Source organism: Burkholderia diffusa (genome assembly GCF_902499115.1).
Lineage (GTDB): Bacteria > Pseudomonadota > Gammaproteobacteria > Burkholderiales > Burkholderiaceae > Burkholderia > Burkholderia diffusa.
Window position 1 is genome coordinate 64,705 of sequence record NZ_CABVPN010000019.1, and the last position, 14,846, is coordinate 79,550.

15 protein-coding genes are annotated in these 14,846 nt (G+C 67.5%); 10 read left to right on the forward strand and 5 right to left on the reverse strand.

Going from position 1 to position 14,846, the window contains the following annotated elements; genetic code table 11:
* The first annotated feature begins 188 nt into the window (after positions 1–188).
* Positions 189–725, forward strand: a complete 537-nt coding sequence (gene hslV / locus BTE28158_RS20035; RefSeq protein ID WP_006760749.1) for an ATP-dependent protease subunit HslV — start codon at positions 189–191, stop codon at positions 723–725.
* Positions 726–735: 10 nt separating this feature from the next.
* Positions 736–2,079: an ATP-dependent protease ATPase subunit HslU gene (gene hslU / locus BTE28158_RS20040; protein ID WP_124902916.1), complete on the forward strand. Its 1,344-nt coding sequence runs from the start codon at positions 736–738 to the stop codon at positions 2,077–2,079.
* 83 nt (positions 2,080–2,162) lie between these two features.
* On the opposite strand, the gene BTE28158_RS20045 is transcribed toward hslU, so the two are convergent.
* The 3 genes from BTE28158_RS20045 to BTE28158_RS20055 all read right to left on the reverse strand — a co-directional run bounded on the left by BTE28158_RS20045 (position 2,163) and on the right by BTE28158_RS20055 (position 4,462).
* Entirely contained in the window at positions 2,163–2,705 is a 543-nt protein-coding gene (locus BTE28158_RS20045) for a response regulator transcription factor (RefSeq protein WP_044847841.1), read from the reverse strand.
* A 13-nt stretch (positions 2,706–2,718) separates the two neighbouring features.
* Complete coding sequence (locus tag BTE28158_RS20050; RefSeq protein ID WP_174920050.1) at positions 2,719–4,125, reverse strand: ATP-binding protein; 1,407 nt, start codon at positions 4,123–4,125, stop codon at positions 2,719–2,721.
* Positions 4,126–4,237: 112 nt separating this feature from the next.
* Positions 4,238–4,462, reverse strand: coding sequence for a cysteine-rich CWC family protein (locus tag BTE28158_RS20055; protein ID WP_174920052.1), 225 nt, complete (start codon positions 4,460–4,462; stop codon positions 4,238–4,240).
* 295 nt (positions 4,463–4,757) lie between these two features.
* Between BTE28158_RS20055 and argB the strand changes: the two genes are divergently transcribed.
* From argB to BTE28158_RS20090, 7 genes are all read left to right on the forward strand, one after another.
* The gene (argB, locus tag BTE28158_RS20060) at positions 4,758–5,657 is read left to right on the forward strand and encodes an acetylglutamate kinase (protein ID WP_059534964.1); all 900 of its coding nucleotides are present in this window, start codon (positions 4,758–4,760) and stop codon (positions 5,655–5,657) included.
* A complete protein-coding gene (locus tag BTE28158_RS20065; RefSeq protein ID WP_059607470.1) occupies positions 5,654–6,445 on the forward strand; it encodes a pyrimidine 5'-nucleotidase in 792 nt (263 codons plus the stop codon). The genes argB and BTE28158_RS20065 overlap by 4 nt, the downstream gene beginning before the upstream one ends.
* Complete coding sequence (gene slmA, locus BTE28158_RS20070) at positions 6,412–7,074, forward strand: nucleoid occlusion factor SlmA (protein ID WP_124627020.1); 663 nt, start codon at positions 6,412–6,414, stop codon at positions 7,072–7,074. The genes BTE28158_RS20065 and slmA overlap by 34 nt, the downstream gene beginning before the upstream one ends.
* 253 nt (positions 7,075–7,327) lie before the next feature.
* Positions 7,328–8,473 (forward strand): homoserine O-succinyltransferase MetX, encoded by a 1,146-nt coding sequence (metX, locus tag BTE28158_RS20075; protein ID WP_124902912.1) that lies wholly within the window; start codon positions 7,328–7,330, stop codon positions 8,471–8,473.
* Entirely contained in the window at positions 8,470–9,078 is a 609-nt protein-coding gene (gene metW, locus BTE28158_RS20080; RefSeq protein WP_124627025.1) for a methionine biosynthesis protein MetW, read from the forward strand. Before metX ends, metW begins: the two co-directional genes overlap by 4 nt.
* Before the next feature lie 116 nt (positions 9,079–9,194).
* Entirely contained in the window at positions 9,195–10,616 is a 1,422-nt protein-coding gene (locus tag BTE28158_RS20085) for an AmpG family muropeptide MFS transporter (RefSeq protein ID WP_151052256.1), read from the forward strand.
* Positions 10,606–11,652, forward strand: coding sequence for a M48 family metallopeptidase (locus tag BTE28158_RS20090; protein ID WP_174920054.1), 1,047 nt, complete (start codon positions 10,606–10,608; stop codon positions 11,650–11,652). Before BTE28158_RS20085 ends, BTE28158_RS20090 begins: the two co-directional genes overlap by 11 nt.
* A gap of 66 nt (positions 11,653–11,718) precedes the next feature.
* On the opposite strand, the gene BTE28158_RS20095 is transcribed toward BTE28158_RS20090, so the two are convergent.
* Positions 11,719–12,663 carry an AraC family transcriptional regulator gene (locus BTE28158_RS20095; RefSeq protein ID WP_151051629.1) on the reverse strand — a complete coding sequence of 315 codons (945 nt, stop codon included), beginning with the start codon at positions 12,661–12,663 and terminating at the stop codon, positions 11,719–11,721.
* A gap of 227 nt (positions 12,664–12,890) precedes the next feature.
* On the opposite strand from BTE28158_RS20095, the gene BTE28158_RS20100 reads away from it, so the two are divergent.
* Positions 12,891–13,943 carry an NAD(P)-dependent alcohol dehydrogenase gene (locus BTE28158_RS20100; RefSeq protein ID WP_059607484.1) on the forward strand — a complete coding sequence of 351 codons (1,053 nt, stop codon included), beginning with the start codon at positions 12,891–12,893 and terminating at the stop codon, positions 13,941–13,943.
* A 102-nt stretch (positions 13,944–14,045) separates the two neighbouring features.
* Here the strand turns inward: BTE28158_RS20100 and BTE28158_RS20105 are convergent, their stop codons facing one another.
* Positions 14,046–14,819 (reverse strand): exodeoxyribonuclease III, encoded by a 774-nt coding sequence (locus tag BTE28158_RS20105; RefSeq protein WP_151051627.1) that lies wholly within the window; start codon positions 14,817–14,819, stop codon positions 14,046–14,048.
* Positions 14,820–14,846: the final 27 nt, after the last annotated feature.

Sequence of the window (14,846 nt, forward strand, 5' to 3'; positions counted from 1 at the left end):
GCCGCGCGCTTTTTGTTTTTCCGGCACCGGTTCCCGGCCCGCCGGCCGATTTGCCCCCCCCTCTTGATATCCCGGCGCCCGCCCTAAAATGAATCGGACGCGCGCCGGGCCGCTCCCCGGCGCACTGCGATTCAAGCGGCGGCGCCCCGCGCCGCCCGACTCTTCCCCGTTTTTCTCAAGGAACGCAGATGGAGCAATTTCACGGCACGACCATCGTTTCGGTCCGGCGCGGCGACAAGGTCGCGCTTGGCGGCGACGGCCAGGTAACCCTCGGCAACATCGTCATGAAGGGTGGCGCGCGGAAAGTGCGGCGGATCTACAACAACCAGGTACTGGTCGGATTCGCGGGCGGCACCGCCGATGCGTTCTCGCTGCTCGATCGCTTCGAGGCGAAGCTCGAGAAGCACCAGGGCAACCTGACCCGCGCGGCCGTCGAGCTCGCGAAGGACTGGCGCACCGACCGGATGCTGCGCCGCCTCGAGGCGATGCTGATCACGGCCGATGCGACCACCACACTCGTGATCACCGGCAATGGCGACGTGCTCGACCCGGAAGGCGGCATTTGTGCGATCGGTTCGGGCGGCGCCTATGCGCAAGCTGCGGCCCGCGCGCTCGCGGAGAACACCGAGCTGTCCCCGCGCGAGATCGTCGAGAAATCGCTCGAGATCGCCGGCGACATGTGCATCTACACGAACCACAACCGCATCATCGAAACGATCGAGTAAGGACCGCACCATGAGCACCATGACCCCTGCCGAGATCGTCTCGGAACTCGACAAGCACATCATCGGCCAGAACAAGGCGAAGAAGGCCGTCGCGGTCGCGCTGCGCAACCGCTGGCGCCGCCAGCAGGTCGCCGATCCGCTGCGCACGGAAATCACGCCGAAGAACATCCTGATGATCGGGCCGACCGGTGTCGGCAAGACCGAAATCGCGCGCCGCCTTGCGAAGCTCGCCGACGCGCCGTTCATCAAGATCGAGGCGACCAAGTTCACCGAAGTCGGCTACGTCGGCCGCGACGTCGACAGCATCGTGCGCGACCTGATCGAGATCTCGGTCAAGCAGACGCGCGAATCCGAGATGCGCAAGGTGCGCAGCAAGGCAACCGACCAGGCGGAAGACCGCATCCTCGACATCCTGCTGCCGCAACCGCGCGCGGTGGGCTTCGGCGGCAACGCGGATCACGCGAACGACGACAACAACGCGACGCGCCAGACCTTCCGCAAGCGCCTGCGCGAAGGCCAGCTCGACGACAAGGAAGTCGAACTCGACCTCGAGCAGCCGACGGCCGGCATGGAAATCATGGCGCCGCCGGGGATGGAGGAAATGACCGAGCAGATCCGCTCGATGTTCTCGAACCTCGGCAGCGGCAAGAAGCAGCGCCGCAAGGTGAAGATCAAGGAAGCGCTGAAGCTGCTGACCGACGAGGAAGCGGCGAAGATGCTCAACGACGAGGAAGTGAAGACGAAGGCCGTGCAGAACGTCGAGCAGAACGGCATCGTGTTCCTCGACGAGATCGACAAGATCACGTCGCGCAACAACGAAGGCAGCGGCGGCGAAGTGTCGCGCCAGGGCGTGCAGCGCGACCTGCTGCCACTCGTCGAAGGCACGACGATCAACACGAAGTACGGGATGGTGAAGACCGATCACATCCTGTTCATCGCGAGCGGCGCGTTCCACCTGGCCAAGCCGAGCGACCTGATTCCCGAACTGCAGGGGCGCTTTCCGATCCGCGTCGAACTCGATTCGCTGTCGGTGGAAGACTTCGAGGCGATCCTCGACGCGACCGACGCGAGCCTCGTCAAGCAGTACCAGGCGCTGCTCGCCACCGAAGACGTGCAGCTCGAGTTCGCCGAAGACGGCATCCGCCGCCTCGCCGAGATCGCGTACGCGGTCAACGAGAAGACCGAGAACATCGGTGCGCGCCGGCTGTATACGGTGATCGAGAAGCTGCTCGAGGAAGTGTCGTTCTCGGCCGGCAATCACGCCAGCGAGCGCGTCACGATCGACGCGAAGTACGTCGATCGCGCGCTCGGCGAAGTGTCGCAGGACGAAGACCTGTCGCGCTACGTGCTGTAACGCACGCGGCGTCGAATGCGAAACGGGCGGCCCGGCGGGCCGCCCGTTTTCGTTGGTGCGCCCGGCCGATGCCGCCGCGCCCCTTACTGCCGCACCGGCTTCTTCGCGAGCTTGCGTTGCAGCGTGCGGCGGTGCATGTTCAGCGCGCGCGCGGTCGCCGAGATGTTGTTGTTGTTCTCCGCCAGCACGCGCTGGATGTGCTCCCATTCGAGCCGGTCGACCGACAGCACGACCGGATTCTCGAGCGCCTCGTCTGCCTGCACTTCGCTCGCGTTGGTCTGCAGCGCGGCCAGGATCGACTCGATGTTCGCGGGCTTCGCCAGATAGTTGTCGGCGCCTTCCTTCACCGCCTGCACGGCGGTCGCGATGCTCGCGTAGCCGGTCAGCACGAGAATCCGCGCGTCGGGCTGCAGGTCGCACAGCGGCGCGATCAGGCTCAGGCCCGAATCGTCGCCGAGATGCAGGTCGACGGTGATGAACTGGAACTTGCCGCCGGCCGCCAGCCGCAGCGCCGCCTCCTTGTCGTGCGCCTGCTGGACCGCATAGCCGCGGCGCTCGAGGCCGCGCGCGAGCGTGCCCGCGAACACCTCGTTGTCGTCGATCACCAGGAAATTGTTCTCGCTCATGTGGTTTCTCCGTCTACGTGTTGGTTGAGGCGGCCGGCACCGCGATACGCGCCACCGGCAGGCGCAGCACCGCGCGCGTGCCGCGGCCGGGGGTGCCGGCCGGGCGGCCGTCCGGCGTGGCCGTCGCTCGTTCGGTCGCGCGCTGGCCCGACGCACCTGCCGCGTGTCCGTTCGCGCCGCCATGGCTGCGCCCGTTGCCGCCCCCCGCGCGCGGCGTGACATCGGACAGCTCGATCTCGCCGCCGAGACGCACGGCCGCGCTGAACGCGAGGTACAGGCCGACCCCGTGGCCGCCCTGCGTGCTGTCGACCGGCATCGAGCCGAGCGATTCGCGCAGCGCGGCCGGAATACCGGGGCCGTCGTCGCATACCTCGAATTCGATCTGGTCCGCAGCCCGCTCGTGGTGCGCAAGCTTCGCGGCCAGCGTCACGCGGTGCGGGCTCGCCCGCGCGGCGTTGTCGAGCAGGATCGTCAGGATCTGGCCGGCCGCGACCGTGTCGTCGAGCCCAACGCCCGACGGGCGCGCGCCGAGCAGTTCGAACTGCACGTGCGGATGCCTCAGGCGCCAGTGCTCGACGAACGTGTCGAGCCAGTCGTCCACCGGCTGGCGGCTCGCCGGCGCGCTCGCCCGGCTGCGCAGGCGCGCGAGCGCCGACGTGCAGAGCGTCATCTGTTCTTCCAGCACCTTCAGGTCGGCCTCGTAGCGCGCGAGCCCCGGATCGGCGCGTGCCGCATCGCGCAGCTCCTCCGCAAGCATTGCGATCGTCGACAGCGGCGTACCCATCTCGTGCGCGACGGTGGCGGCCTGCACGCCGAGCGCGACCGCCCGCTCGTCGCGCAGCAGGTGCGCCTGCGCTTCGCCGAGCGCCGCATCGCGCTGGCGCAACGCGTTCGACATGCGCGCGACGAACCATGCGATCAGCCCGACGCTGACCATGAAGTTCGCCCACATCCCCGTGCGGTAGTAGTCGAACAGATTCGCCGGATTGTCCATGTTGAGCGGCACCGAATCGAATCCGAGCGCCGCGTAGCACGCGACCGCGAACGCCGCGAGCCAGATCATCAGGTGCCACGGCAGCACGGCCGCCGCGATCGCGAGCGACGGCAGGTACAGCGACACGAACGGGTTGGTCGTGCCGCCCGACAGGAACAGCAGCGCCGACAGCGCGCCGAGGTCGACCCACAGCTGGCCGAGCAGCTCGAAATTGGTCTCGGGCCGCGCGCGCAGCACGCGCACCCAGGTCAGCGCGTTGAAAACGATTTCGAGCGCGATGACCATCAGCATCGCCGGCAACGGCAGATGCACGCCGAAATAGGTCTGCACGACGCCGATCGTCACGAGCTGGCCGATGATCGCGAGATTGCGCAGCCAGAACAGGTGACTGAGGTTGACGCGCCCGGTGGTGGTAATTCGTTGCATCCGGGCAGTTTACCCGTTTAGCGCCCGGCACCTCTATCGGGGGCCGGTTCAGCGAAGACGGACGGCGCACCGGACGAGCCGGCGTCGAGTCGGGTTGCACGGGCCCGCGCCGTCAGCCGGCCTCGCGTGCCATGCGCTGGGCGATCTCGGCGGCGAGGCACTCCGGGCAGAGGCAGCGCGTACCGGCCGCCGGCGGCGCGCCGCCGGACAGGGTCGGCATCGACGCGCACCAGCAGTCGAATGGCTGGGTGTGAGCGCCGCAGTCGAAGCCGCGCCCGCAGCGCGGGCAACGCGCGCGGCGCGGCGTCGAGCGGGCGTCGGCGGCGGTATCGGTCATGGCGGAAACGCGGAAGCGGGCAGGAACGTCACCCTACGCGACAAGCATAGCGCGGCGGACGGATTTTGCACGTCGGCCGCTCGGCCGATGCATGCCGCCGACGCAGGCCGTCGCGCTGTCCACCCCGCCGCCGCGGCCGCCCCGCGCGGGGTCCGGCACCAGGGCCGGCGGGCCGCCGCGCGTGGCGACCGGCCCGCGCGATCGGCCGTCCGGCCAGCCCAAAAACCCGATGCTGCGCTGCGCCACTCCTGTACAATTCGCCCTGTTTCAACCGTTCCCAGCCAGAGCCGCCGCCATGTCCGAGCCCATCGACCTCTCGCAGATCGCCCCCACGCTGAAGGCAGAAATCCTCGCGGAGGCACTGCCGTACATCCGCCGCTACCACGGCAAGACCGTGGTGATCAAATACGGCGGCAACGCGATGACGGAAGAGCGGCTCAAGCAAGGCTTCGCGCGCGACGTGATCCTGCTGAAACTGGTCGGCATCAATCCGGTGATCGTCCACGGCGGCGGCCCACAGATCGATCACGCGCTGAAGAAGATCGGCAAGGCCGGCACCTTCATCCAGGGCATGCGCGTGACCGACGAAGAGACGATGGAAGTCGTCGAATGGGTGCTGGGCGGCGAAGTCCAGCAGGACATCGTGATGCTGATCAACCACTTCGGCGGCCATGCGGTGGGCCTGACGGGCAAGGACGGCGGCCTGATCCACGCACGCAAGCTGCTGATGCCGGACCGCGACAATCCGGGCCAGTACATCGACATCGGCCAGGTCGGCGAAGTCGAGGCGATCAACCCGGCGGTCGTGAAGGCGCTGCAGGACGACGCGTTCATCCCGGTGATCTCGCCGATCGGCTTCGGCGAGGACGGCCTCTCGTACAACATCAACGCGGACCTCGTCGCGGGCAAGCTCGCGACGGTGCTGAACGCCGAGAAGCTGCTGATGATGACCAACATCCCCGGCGTGATGGACAAGGACGGCAACCTGCTGACCGACCTGTCGGCGCGCGAGATCGACGCGCTGTTCGCGGACGGCACGATCTCGGGCGGCATGCTGCCGAAGATCTCGTCGGCGCTCGACGCTGCAAAGAGCGGCGTGAAGTCGGTGCACATCGTCGACGGCCGGATCGAGCACTCGGTGCTGCTGGAAATCCTGACCGAGCAGCCGTTCGGCACGATGATCCGCTCGCATTGAGCGCGCGCCGCAAAACCTCCAGCCCCGACCTGCCGGCGTCGCTGCGACGCCGGCGCATCTCCCGCAGCCGGCCGCGCGCCGGCGCGCCCGTCTGGCTGTTCGATCTCGACAACACGCTCCATCACGCATCGCACGCGATCTTTCCGGAGATCAACCGCGCGATGACGCAGTACATCATCGACACGCTCCACGTCGGGCGAGCCGAAGCCGACCGGCTGCGCACCGGCTACACGCAGCGCTACGGCGCCGCGCTCCTCGGCCTCGCGCGCCATCACCCGATCGATCCGCACGACTTCCTGCGCGTCGTCCACACGTTTTCCGACCTGCCCGCGATGCTGCGCGCCGAGCGCGGCCTCGCGCGCATCGTCGCCGCGCTGCCGGGCCGCAAGTTCGTGCTGACCAACGCGCCCGAGAACTACGCGCGCGCGGTGCTGCGCGAGTTGCGCATCGAGCGCCTGTTCGAGCGCGTGATCGCGATCGAGCACATGCGCGACCGTCGCACATGGCGCGCGAAGCCCGACCACACGATGCTGCGCCGGATTCTGCGCGCCGCGCATGCGCGGCTCGAAGACGCGATCCTCGTCGAAGATACCCGCAGCCACCTGAAGCGCTACAAGCGCCTCGGCATCGGCACGGTGTGGATCACCGGGCACCTGCCGGGCCATCTGCCGAACATCGGCCGCCCGCAATATGTCGACCAGCGCATTCGTTCGTTAAAATCGCTCCGACTGGGCACACGATCGGGGCGACAGAAATGCAGCCGACTTACCCGCAGGACCAAGCCGTAAAGGAAGACCAGGCCACGCCGTCCCGCACGCGCCCGAAGCCGGGCGAGCGTCGCGTGATGATCCTGCAGACGCTCGCCGCGATGCTCGAGGCGCCGAAGCCCGAAAAAATCACGACGGCCGCGCTCGCGGCCCGCCTCGACGTGTCGGAAGCCGCGCTGTACCGGCATTTCACCAGCAAGGCGAAGATGTACGAAGGCCTGATCGAGTTCATCGAGCAGGCACTGTTCGGGCTCGTCAACCAGATCGTCGCGAAGGAGCCGAACGGCGTGCAGCAGGCGCGCACGATCGCGCTGACGATGCTCAATTTCGCGGCGAAGAATCCGGGCATGACGCGCGTGCTGACGGGCGAGGCGCTGGTCGGCGAGGACGAGCGGCTCACCGAGCGCGTGAACCAGCTGCTCGACCGGATCGAGGCGACCGTCAAGCAGTGCCTGCGGGTCGCGCGTACCGAGGCGCAGGCGCCCGATGGCGCCGCGCCGTTCGTGCTGCCGGCCGATTACGATCCCGCCGCGCGCGCGAGCCTGCTCGTCAGCTACGTGATCGGCAAGTGGCACCGGTTCGCGAAAGGCGGCTTCCAGAGGCCGCCCGGCGAGCAGGCCGATGCGCATTTGCGGCTGATCCTGCAGTAGCCGGGCGCAGCCGGCCCGCGAAATCCGCGCTCCGCGGAATTCCGCTATACTCCTCCGACCTGCCACCTTGGGTGGCGGGTCGGAAGCGCGCCGATTTGCTGACTCGATTGCGGGCGCGCGAACCGACCAGGGCCTTGATGCGTCTTCGTCCCGGCGGTTCACTACAAATGCGGCTAAAGAGGTCGTCAGCCGCGCACCTTCGCCTCCGCGCATCGCCGACACCGTTTAGCCGCCCAGTCATAAGGCGGAACGAATGGAATCGATCGGCATCGTCGCTCCACAGACCATGCACTTCGCCGAACCGCTGCGCTTGCAAAGCGGCAGCGTGATCGGCAACTATCAGCTCGTCGTCGAGACGTACGGCGAACTCAACGCCGCGCGCTCGAACGCGGTGCTCGTCTGCCACGCGCTCAACGCGTCGCACCACGTCGCCGGCGTCTACGCGGACGATCCGCGCAGCACCGGCTGGTGGGACAACATGGTCGGCCCGGGCAAGCCGCTCGACACCAACCGCTTCTTCGTGATCGGCGTGAACAACCTCGGCTCGTGCTTCGGCTCGACCGGCCCGATGAGCATCGATCCGTCGTCCGGCAAGCCGTATGGCGCACGCTTTCCGGTCGTCACCGTCGAGGACTGGGTGCATGCGCAGGCGCGCGTCGCCGACGCGTTCGGCATCGAGCGCTTTGCCGCCGTGATGGGTGGCAGCCTCGGCGGGATGCAGGCGCTCGCATGGAGCCTGATGTATCCGGACCGCGTCGCCCACTGTATCGACATCGCGTCGACGCCGAAGCTGTCCGCGCAGAACATCGCGTTCAACGAGGTCGCGCGCTCCGCGATCCTGTCCGATCCCGACTTCCACGGCGGCAACTACTACGCGCACGGCGTGAAGCCGAAGCGGGGCCTGCGCGTCGCGCGGATGATCGGCCACATCACGTATCTCTCCGACGACGACATGGCCGAGAAATTCGGCCGTGCGCTGCGCCGCGCGGACGGCGCGCTCGACGCGTACAACTTCAGCTTCGACGTCGAATTCGAGGTCGAGTCGTACCTGCGCTACCAGGGCGACAAGTTCGCCGACTACTTCGACGCGAACACCTACCTGCTGATCACGCGCGCGCTCGACTACTTCGACCCGGCCAAGGCGTTCGACGGCAACCTGACGGCCGCGCTCGCGCACACGCAGGCGAAATACCTGATCGCGAGCTTCTCGACCGACTGGCGCTTCGCGCCCGCGCGGTCGCGCGAGATCGTGAAAGCGCTGCTCGACAACAAGCGCACGGTCAGCTACGCGGAGATCGACGCGCCGCACGGCCACGACGCGTTCCTGCTCGACGACGCGCGTTATCACAACCTGCTCCGCGCGTATTACGAACGAATCGCCAACGAGGTGGGTGCATGAACCAGCAAGCGCTGAACTCCCTGTCCGCACGCGCGGACTTCCGTGCGATCGCCCGCTGGGTCGAACCGCGCTCGACCGTGCTCGATCTCGGCTGCGGCGACGGCTCGCTGCTGTCGCTGCTGTCCGAGGAACTGGACGTGTCCGGTTACGGGATCGAACTGAATGACGCCGGCGTGCTCGCGAGCACGAAGAACGGGATCAACGTGATCCAGCAGAACCTCGAGGACGGCCTGCGCCTGTTCGAGGATCACAGCTTCGATTTCGCGATCCTGTCGCAAACGCTGCAGACGATCCACCAGACGGCCGCGATCCTGCGCGAAACCGCGCGTGTCGGACGCGAATGCATCGTTTCGTTCCCGAACTTCGGCTACTGGGCGCACCGGCTGTCGGTGCTGCGCGGCCGGATGCCGGTGTCGAAGTCGCTGCCTTACCAGTGGCACAACACGCCGAACGTCCGGGTGCTGACGATCAAGGATTTCGAGGCGCTCGCGCCCGAAGTCGGCGTCACGATCCTCGACCGCATCGTGCTGCACGAAGGCCAGCCGATTCGATGGGGAGCCAACTGGCGTGGTAGTCTTGCTGTCTACCGCGTCAAGCGCAGCTGAGCCGGGGAGCCGTTGACGGATGATCCGGCCCGCACCCGCGTGCGGCCGCCCCTCCTGCGCCGCCCGCGCTGCCTGCGCCGCCGCCGCAATCAGTCAACGCTACCCAGTTTCTGTCCATGTCCAAAAGGCCACACGAGGCGCCCGCACTCACCGCTCACGAGGATCACCCCGGCTGGCGCGCCTATCTGAACACGCACATGCTGATCTGCGTGTTCCTGGGCTTCACGTCCGGTCTGCCGCTCTTCACGCTCGTCTACCTCGTGCAGGCATGGCTGCGCTCCGAGGGCGTGAACCTGAAGGAAATCGGCCTGTTCGCGCTGATCCAGTTCCCGTATACGTGGAAGTTCCTGTGGGCGCCGCTGATGGACCGCTACGTCCCGCGCCTGCCCGGCTGGCGGCCGGGACGCCGGCGCGGCTGGCTGCTGCTCACGCAGGTGCTGGTCGCCGGCGCGATCGCCGCGCTCGGCTTCGTGTCGCCGCGCGACTCGATCTGGACGGTCGCCGCGCTCACCACGCTCGTCGCGTTCTTCGGCGCAAGCGCGGACGTCGTGATCGACGCCTACCGTCGCGAGCTGCTGCGCGACACCGAGCAGGGCCTCGGCAACGCGATACACGTGAACGCGTACAAGCTCGCCGCGCTGATCCCCGGTTCGCTCGCGCTGATCCTGTCCGACCACATGCCGTGGGACGTCGTGTTCGCGATCACCGGCGCATTCATGCTGCCGGGCATCCTGATGACGCTCGTCGTGCGCGAGCCCGAGGTGATCGGCGCGCCGCCGCGCAACCTGCGCGACGCGATCGTGCTGCCGTTCCGCGAATTCATCCAGCGCGACGGCTGGCGCGGTGCGCTGCTCGTCATCGCGTTCATCTTCCTGTTCAAGATCGGCGACACGATGGCCACCACGCTGTCGACGTCGTTCTTCCTCGATATCGGCTTCACGCGCACCGAAATCGGCATCGTCGCGAAAACCACCGCGCTCGTCGCGAGCGTTGCCGGCGGCATCATCGGCGGCATCTGGCTCGTGAAGATCGGCATCGGCCGCGGGCTGTGGATCTTCGGCGCGCTGCAGATGGTGTCGACGCTCGGCTTCGCGTGGCTCGCGCAGGTCGGCCCCGGCTCGCCGGTGCTCGCGGTGCTTTACGACTTCACGGTCGCGGCAAGTCACGCGCTCGCGTCGTTCCTGTCGGTCTTCGGCTTCGAGGTCACGCCGCATCTGAGCCCGATGACGGTCGCGCTCGCGCTCGTCTACGCCGCCGAAACGTTCACCACCGGCCTGACGATGGCCGCGTTCGTCGCGTATATCGCGAGCACGACCGATCCGCGCTACACGGCCACGCAGTTCGCGCTGTTCACGAGTCTCGCGTCCGTGCCGCGCACGCTCGCCTCGGCCGCGAGCGGCTTCATCGTCGCGAAGATCGGCTGGTTGGACTACTTCATCGTGTGCACCGCGCTCGCGATCCCCGGCATGCTGCTGCTGTTCAAGATCGCGCCCTGGAACGGCACCGCGCGCAACGGCGAGGCCAGCCGTGCGCAATGATCGACTGCATCGCGCGGCACGCGTCGCCGCCGCGCTGAGCGTCGGCCTCGCGACGCTCGGCGCGGCGGGAAGCGTGCATGCGACCGACACAAGTGCGGCTGCGGCCGGCTCCGCGCCCGCCATCGCGCCGGCTGCGCCGTCCACGCCCGCCGCTCCGGTTGCGCAGTCCGCCGCCGAAGCCGCGCAGCCGACCGGCGCCGCCGTGCCTGCGAAGGCCTACACGTCGACGTCGCAGCAGGTGCGCTACGGCAACGCGATCGCGTTCCGCACGCTGATCCCGTCGCCGCTGCTCGAGCAGCTCACCACGAGCGAATACGCGCAGATCGTGCAGGCGGCCGCCGACAGTGACCGTCTGCTGCCCGCCAACCAGCCGCGCGTGAAGCGACTGCGCGCGATCGTCATGAAGCTCGCGCCGTATTCGGTGAAGTGGAACGATCGTGTGAAGAACTGGGCATGGGACGTCAACGCGATCCGCTCGCGCGACATCCGCGTCACGTGCCTGCCGGGCGGCAAGGTGCTCGTGTACGGCGGGATGCTCGATCGCGTCCGCCTGAACGACGACGAGTTCGGTGTGCTGCTCGCGCACGGCATCGCGCATGCGCTGCGCGAACACGCACGCAGCAATTTCAGCACGACGTCGCAAACGTCGCTGCGCGCGGCCTCGCTGCCGCCGCTGTTCGGCGTCGGCGAGCCGCTGCCGCAGGCGCTGAACCTCGGCGCGCGTCTGCAGACGCTGCGCTACGACCCGACCGACGAAACCGAAGCCGACGTGATCGGCGGCGACATTGCCGCCCGCGCGGGCTTCGATCCGCGCGCGGCGATCACGCTGTGGGACAAGCTCGCGGCGGCGACGCGCGCGAACAGGACATCGGGCTTCATCTACATGCACCCGTACAACGCCGCGCGGCGGCAGGATCTGCTGAACCGCCTGCCGGACCTGATGCCGCTGTATGCGAAGGCAGTCGGCAAACGGGTCGACACGCTCCCCGACTACGCGGGCATCAGCGCGCAGCGGCGCAAGATCGTGCGGCGCTGAGCGCCGCATCCGGCGGCTTCCCGCCGCGCATCGCCGGCGCGCGTCAGCGGCGTATGAGGCCGGGCGCTACGCGCCGACTTCCGACTCGACGGGCCGGCTGCCGCTTTCGCGCATCCAGCGCACGTCGTCTCCCGGGCTGCGGCCGAACAGCCGCTTGAACTCCCGGCTGAACTGCGATGCGCTCGCATAGCCGACCCGCGCCGCGGCGGCACCTGCCCCGAGACCGTCCTGCACCATCATCAGCCGCGCCTGGTGCAGGCGCGCGGCCTTCACGTACTGCATCGGCGACGTCGCCGTCACGTGCTTGAACTGCGCGTGAAACACCGCAAGGCTCATCCCGGCCTCGCGCGCGAGCGTCTCGACGTCGAGATCGGCCTTCAGGTCCGCATGGATGCGCCGCAGCGCCTTCGCGATGCGGCCGAAATGATGTTGCTGAACGAGCGCCGCGCGAATCGCGTCGCCCTGCGCGCCCGTCAGCACGCGATACGCGATCTCGCGCATGATCGCCGGCCCGAGCACGCGCGTGTCGTGCGGCGACGCGAGCACTTCGAGCAGCCGCACCACCGCGTCGGCGAGCGGCGCATCCAGCGGCGTCGAACAGACGCCGTGCGGCTCGCCGACCGCCGCACCGAGCGTCTCGTCGAGCAGGATCGCGAGTTCGGCGATCACCGCGAGATCGACGCGGATCGAGATCGCGAGAAACGGCTCGTCCATGCTCGCAAAGGTCTCGCATTCGAACGGCAGCGGCACCGACAGCACGAGATACTGCTGCGCGTCGTAGACGAACGAGCGATCGCCGAGATAGCCGAGCTTGCGACCCTGGCACACCACGATGATGCTCGGCTCGTACAGCACCGGCATGCGCGGCACCGGACGGCTCACGCGGATGAAGCGCACGCCGTCGAGCGCCGCCAGCGTATCGCCGTCGTTCGGTGCGAGACGCGAATGCAGCTCGATCATGCGGCGCCGCACACGGTCGCCCGCGTCTTCTGAAAGGGGCTGGAAGCTCATCGGCGTCATCCTGTCCTGCAAGAGAATCAGGCTCGCAATGTAGCACCTTGAAAGCGTTTTTACGGCCGTTCGCGCGCAATTCGAGAGGAATAGGCAAATCTTCGAGACCTTCGTGTATTTCGCCGACGCCGCTCGCTCCTTACGATGGGCACCTGTCTCGCCGCGTCGCCACATGACGCGGCGGCAGTCTGATTCGCCGGATGTTTTCCCGGACAAGGAGCCCCTGCATGAGCACAACCTACGCTTACGCGGCGACCGACGCGCAGTCACCGCTCGCCCCGTTCGAATTCCAGCGCCGCGCGCTGCGCGACCTCGACGTCCAGATCGAGGTGCTCTACTGCGGCGTCTGCCACTCGGACCTGCATCAGGCCCGCAACGAATGGCGCAACACGATCTACCCGGTCGTGCCGGGCCATGAAATCGTCGGCCGCGTGACCGCGACCGGCCCGCAGGTGTCGCGCTTCAAGGTCGGCGAGCTGGTCGGCGTCGGCTGTCTCGTCGATTCGTGCCGCACCTGCCCCAGCTGCGCGGAAGGCCTCGAGCAGTATTGCGAGAACGGCTTCGTCGGCACCTACAACGGCCAGGATCGCGTGACCGGCGATGTCACGTACGGCGGCTATTCGACGCAGCTCGTCGTCGACGAGGCATTCGTGCTGCGCGTGCCCGAGACGCTCGACCCGGCCGGCGCCGCGCCGCTGCTGTGCGCGGGGATCACGACCTATTCGCCGCTGCGCCAGTGGAACGTCGGCCCCGGCAAGAAGGTCGGGATCGTCGGCCTCGGCGGGCTTGGCCACATGGGCGTGAAACTCGCGCGCGCGATGGGCGCGCACGTCGTGCTGTTCACGACGTCGCCGTCGAAGATCGAGGACGGCAAGCGCGTCGGCGCGCATGAAGTGGTGATCTCGAAGGACGAGGCGCAGATGAACGCGCACCTGAACAGCTTCGATTTCATCCTGAACACGGTCGCCGCGCAGCACGACCTGAACCCGTTCCTGCACCTGCTGAAGCGCGACGGCACGATGACGCTCGTCGGCGCGCCGGAGCACGACCATCCGTCGCCGCAGGTGTTCAACCTGATCTTCAAGCGCCGCCGCCTCGCGGGCTCGCTGATCGGCGGGATCGCGGAGACGCAGGAAATGCTCGATTTCTGCGCGAAGCATGGCATCACGTCGGATATCGAGACGATTCCGATGCAGCAGATCAACACCGCTTACGAGCGGATGCTGAAGAGCGACGTGAAGTACCGGTTCGTGATCGACATGGCGTCGATCAAGCAGTAAGCCACGCGCCAAACGAAACGGGCCGCATGTTCGACATGCGGCCCGTTCTGCATCCGGCGACCGGACGGCCCGACGGCTACGCGCGCGGCGGTGCGCCGACGATCACTTCTTGTAGTCGTAATCCACCGTCAGCGGCGCGTGATCGCTGAACTTGATGCCCTTGAAGATCGACGTGCTTTTCGCGGTACCGGCCACACCGGGCGTCGCGATCTGGTAGTCGATCCGCCACCCGACGTTCTTCGCATACGCCTGGCCGCGGTTGCTCCACCACGTGTACTGCTCGGGGCGCTGGTCGAGCGTGCGGAACACGTCGACGTAGCCGACATCGTCGAACAGCTTCGTGAGCCACTCGCGTTCTTCCGGCAGGCAGCCCGAGTTCTTCTGGTTGCTCTTCCAGTTCTTGATGTCGATTTCCTTGTGCACGATGTTCACGTCGCCGCACAGGATCACCTCGCGCTTCTTCTTCAGCTCGGCGAGGTGCGGCATGAATTCGTCCATGAAGCGGTACTTCGCCTGCTGGCGCTCTTCGCCGCTCGAGCCGGACGGCACGTACACCGACACGACCGACAGCTTGCCGTAGCGCGCCTCGACGTAGCGCCCCTCGGAATCGAATTCGCTGCTGCCGAAGCCGATGATCACGTCATCGGGCTCGTGGCGGCTGTACACGCCCGCGCCGCTGTAGCCCTTCTTCTCGGCGTGGTGGAAATAGCTCCTGAAGCCGTGCGGCTCGACGAATTCGGCCGGCAGGTCGTCGGCCGATACCTTGATTTCCTGCACGCACACGCAATCGGCGTTCTGTTCGCCGAGCCATTCGAAGAAGCCCTTCTTCGCGGCGGAGCGGATGCCGTTCAGGTTGGCGGTAATCACTCGCATCATGTCGGGTTCCGTTGTTCAGTTCAGTTC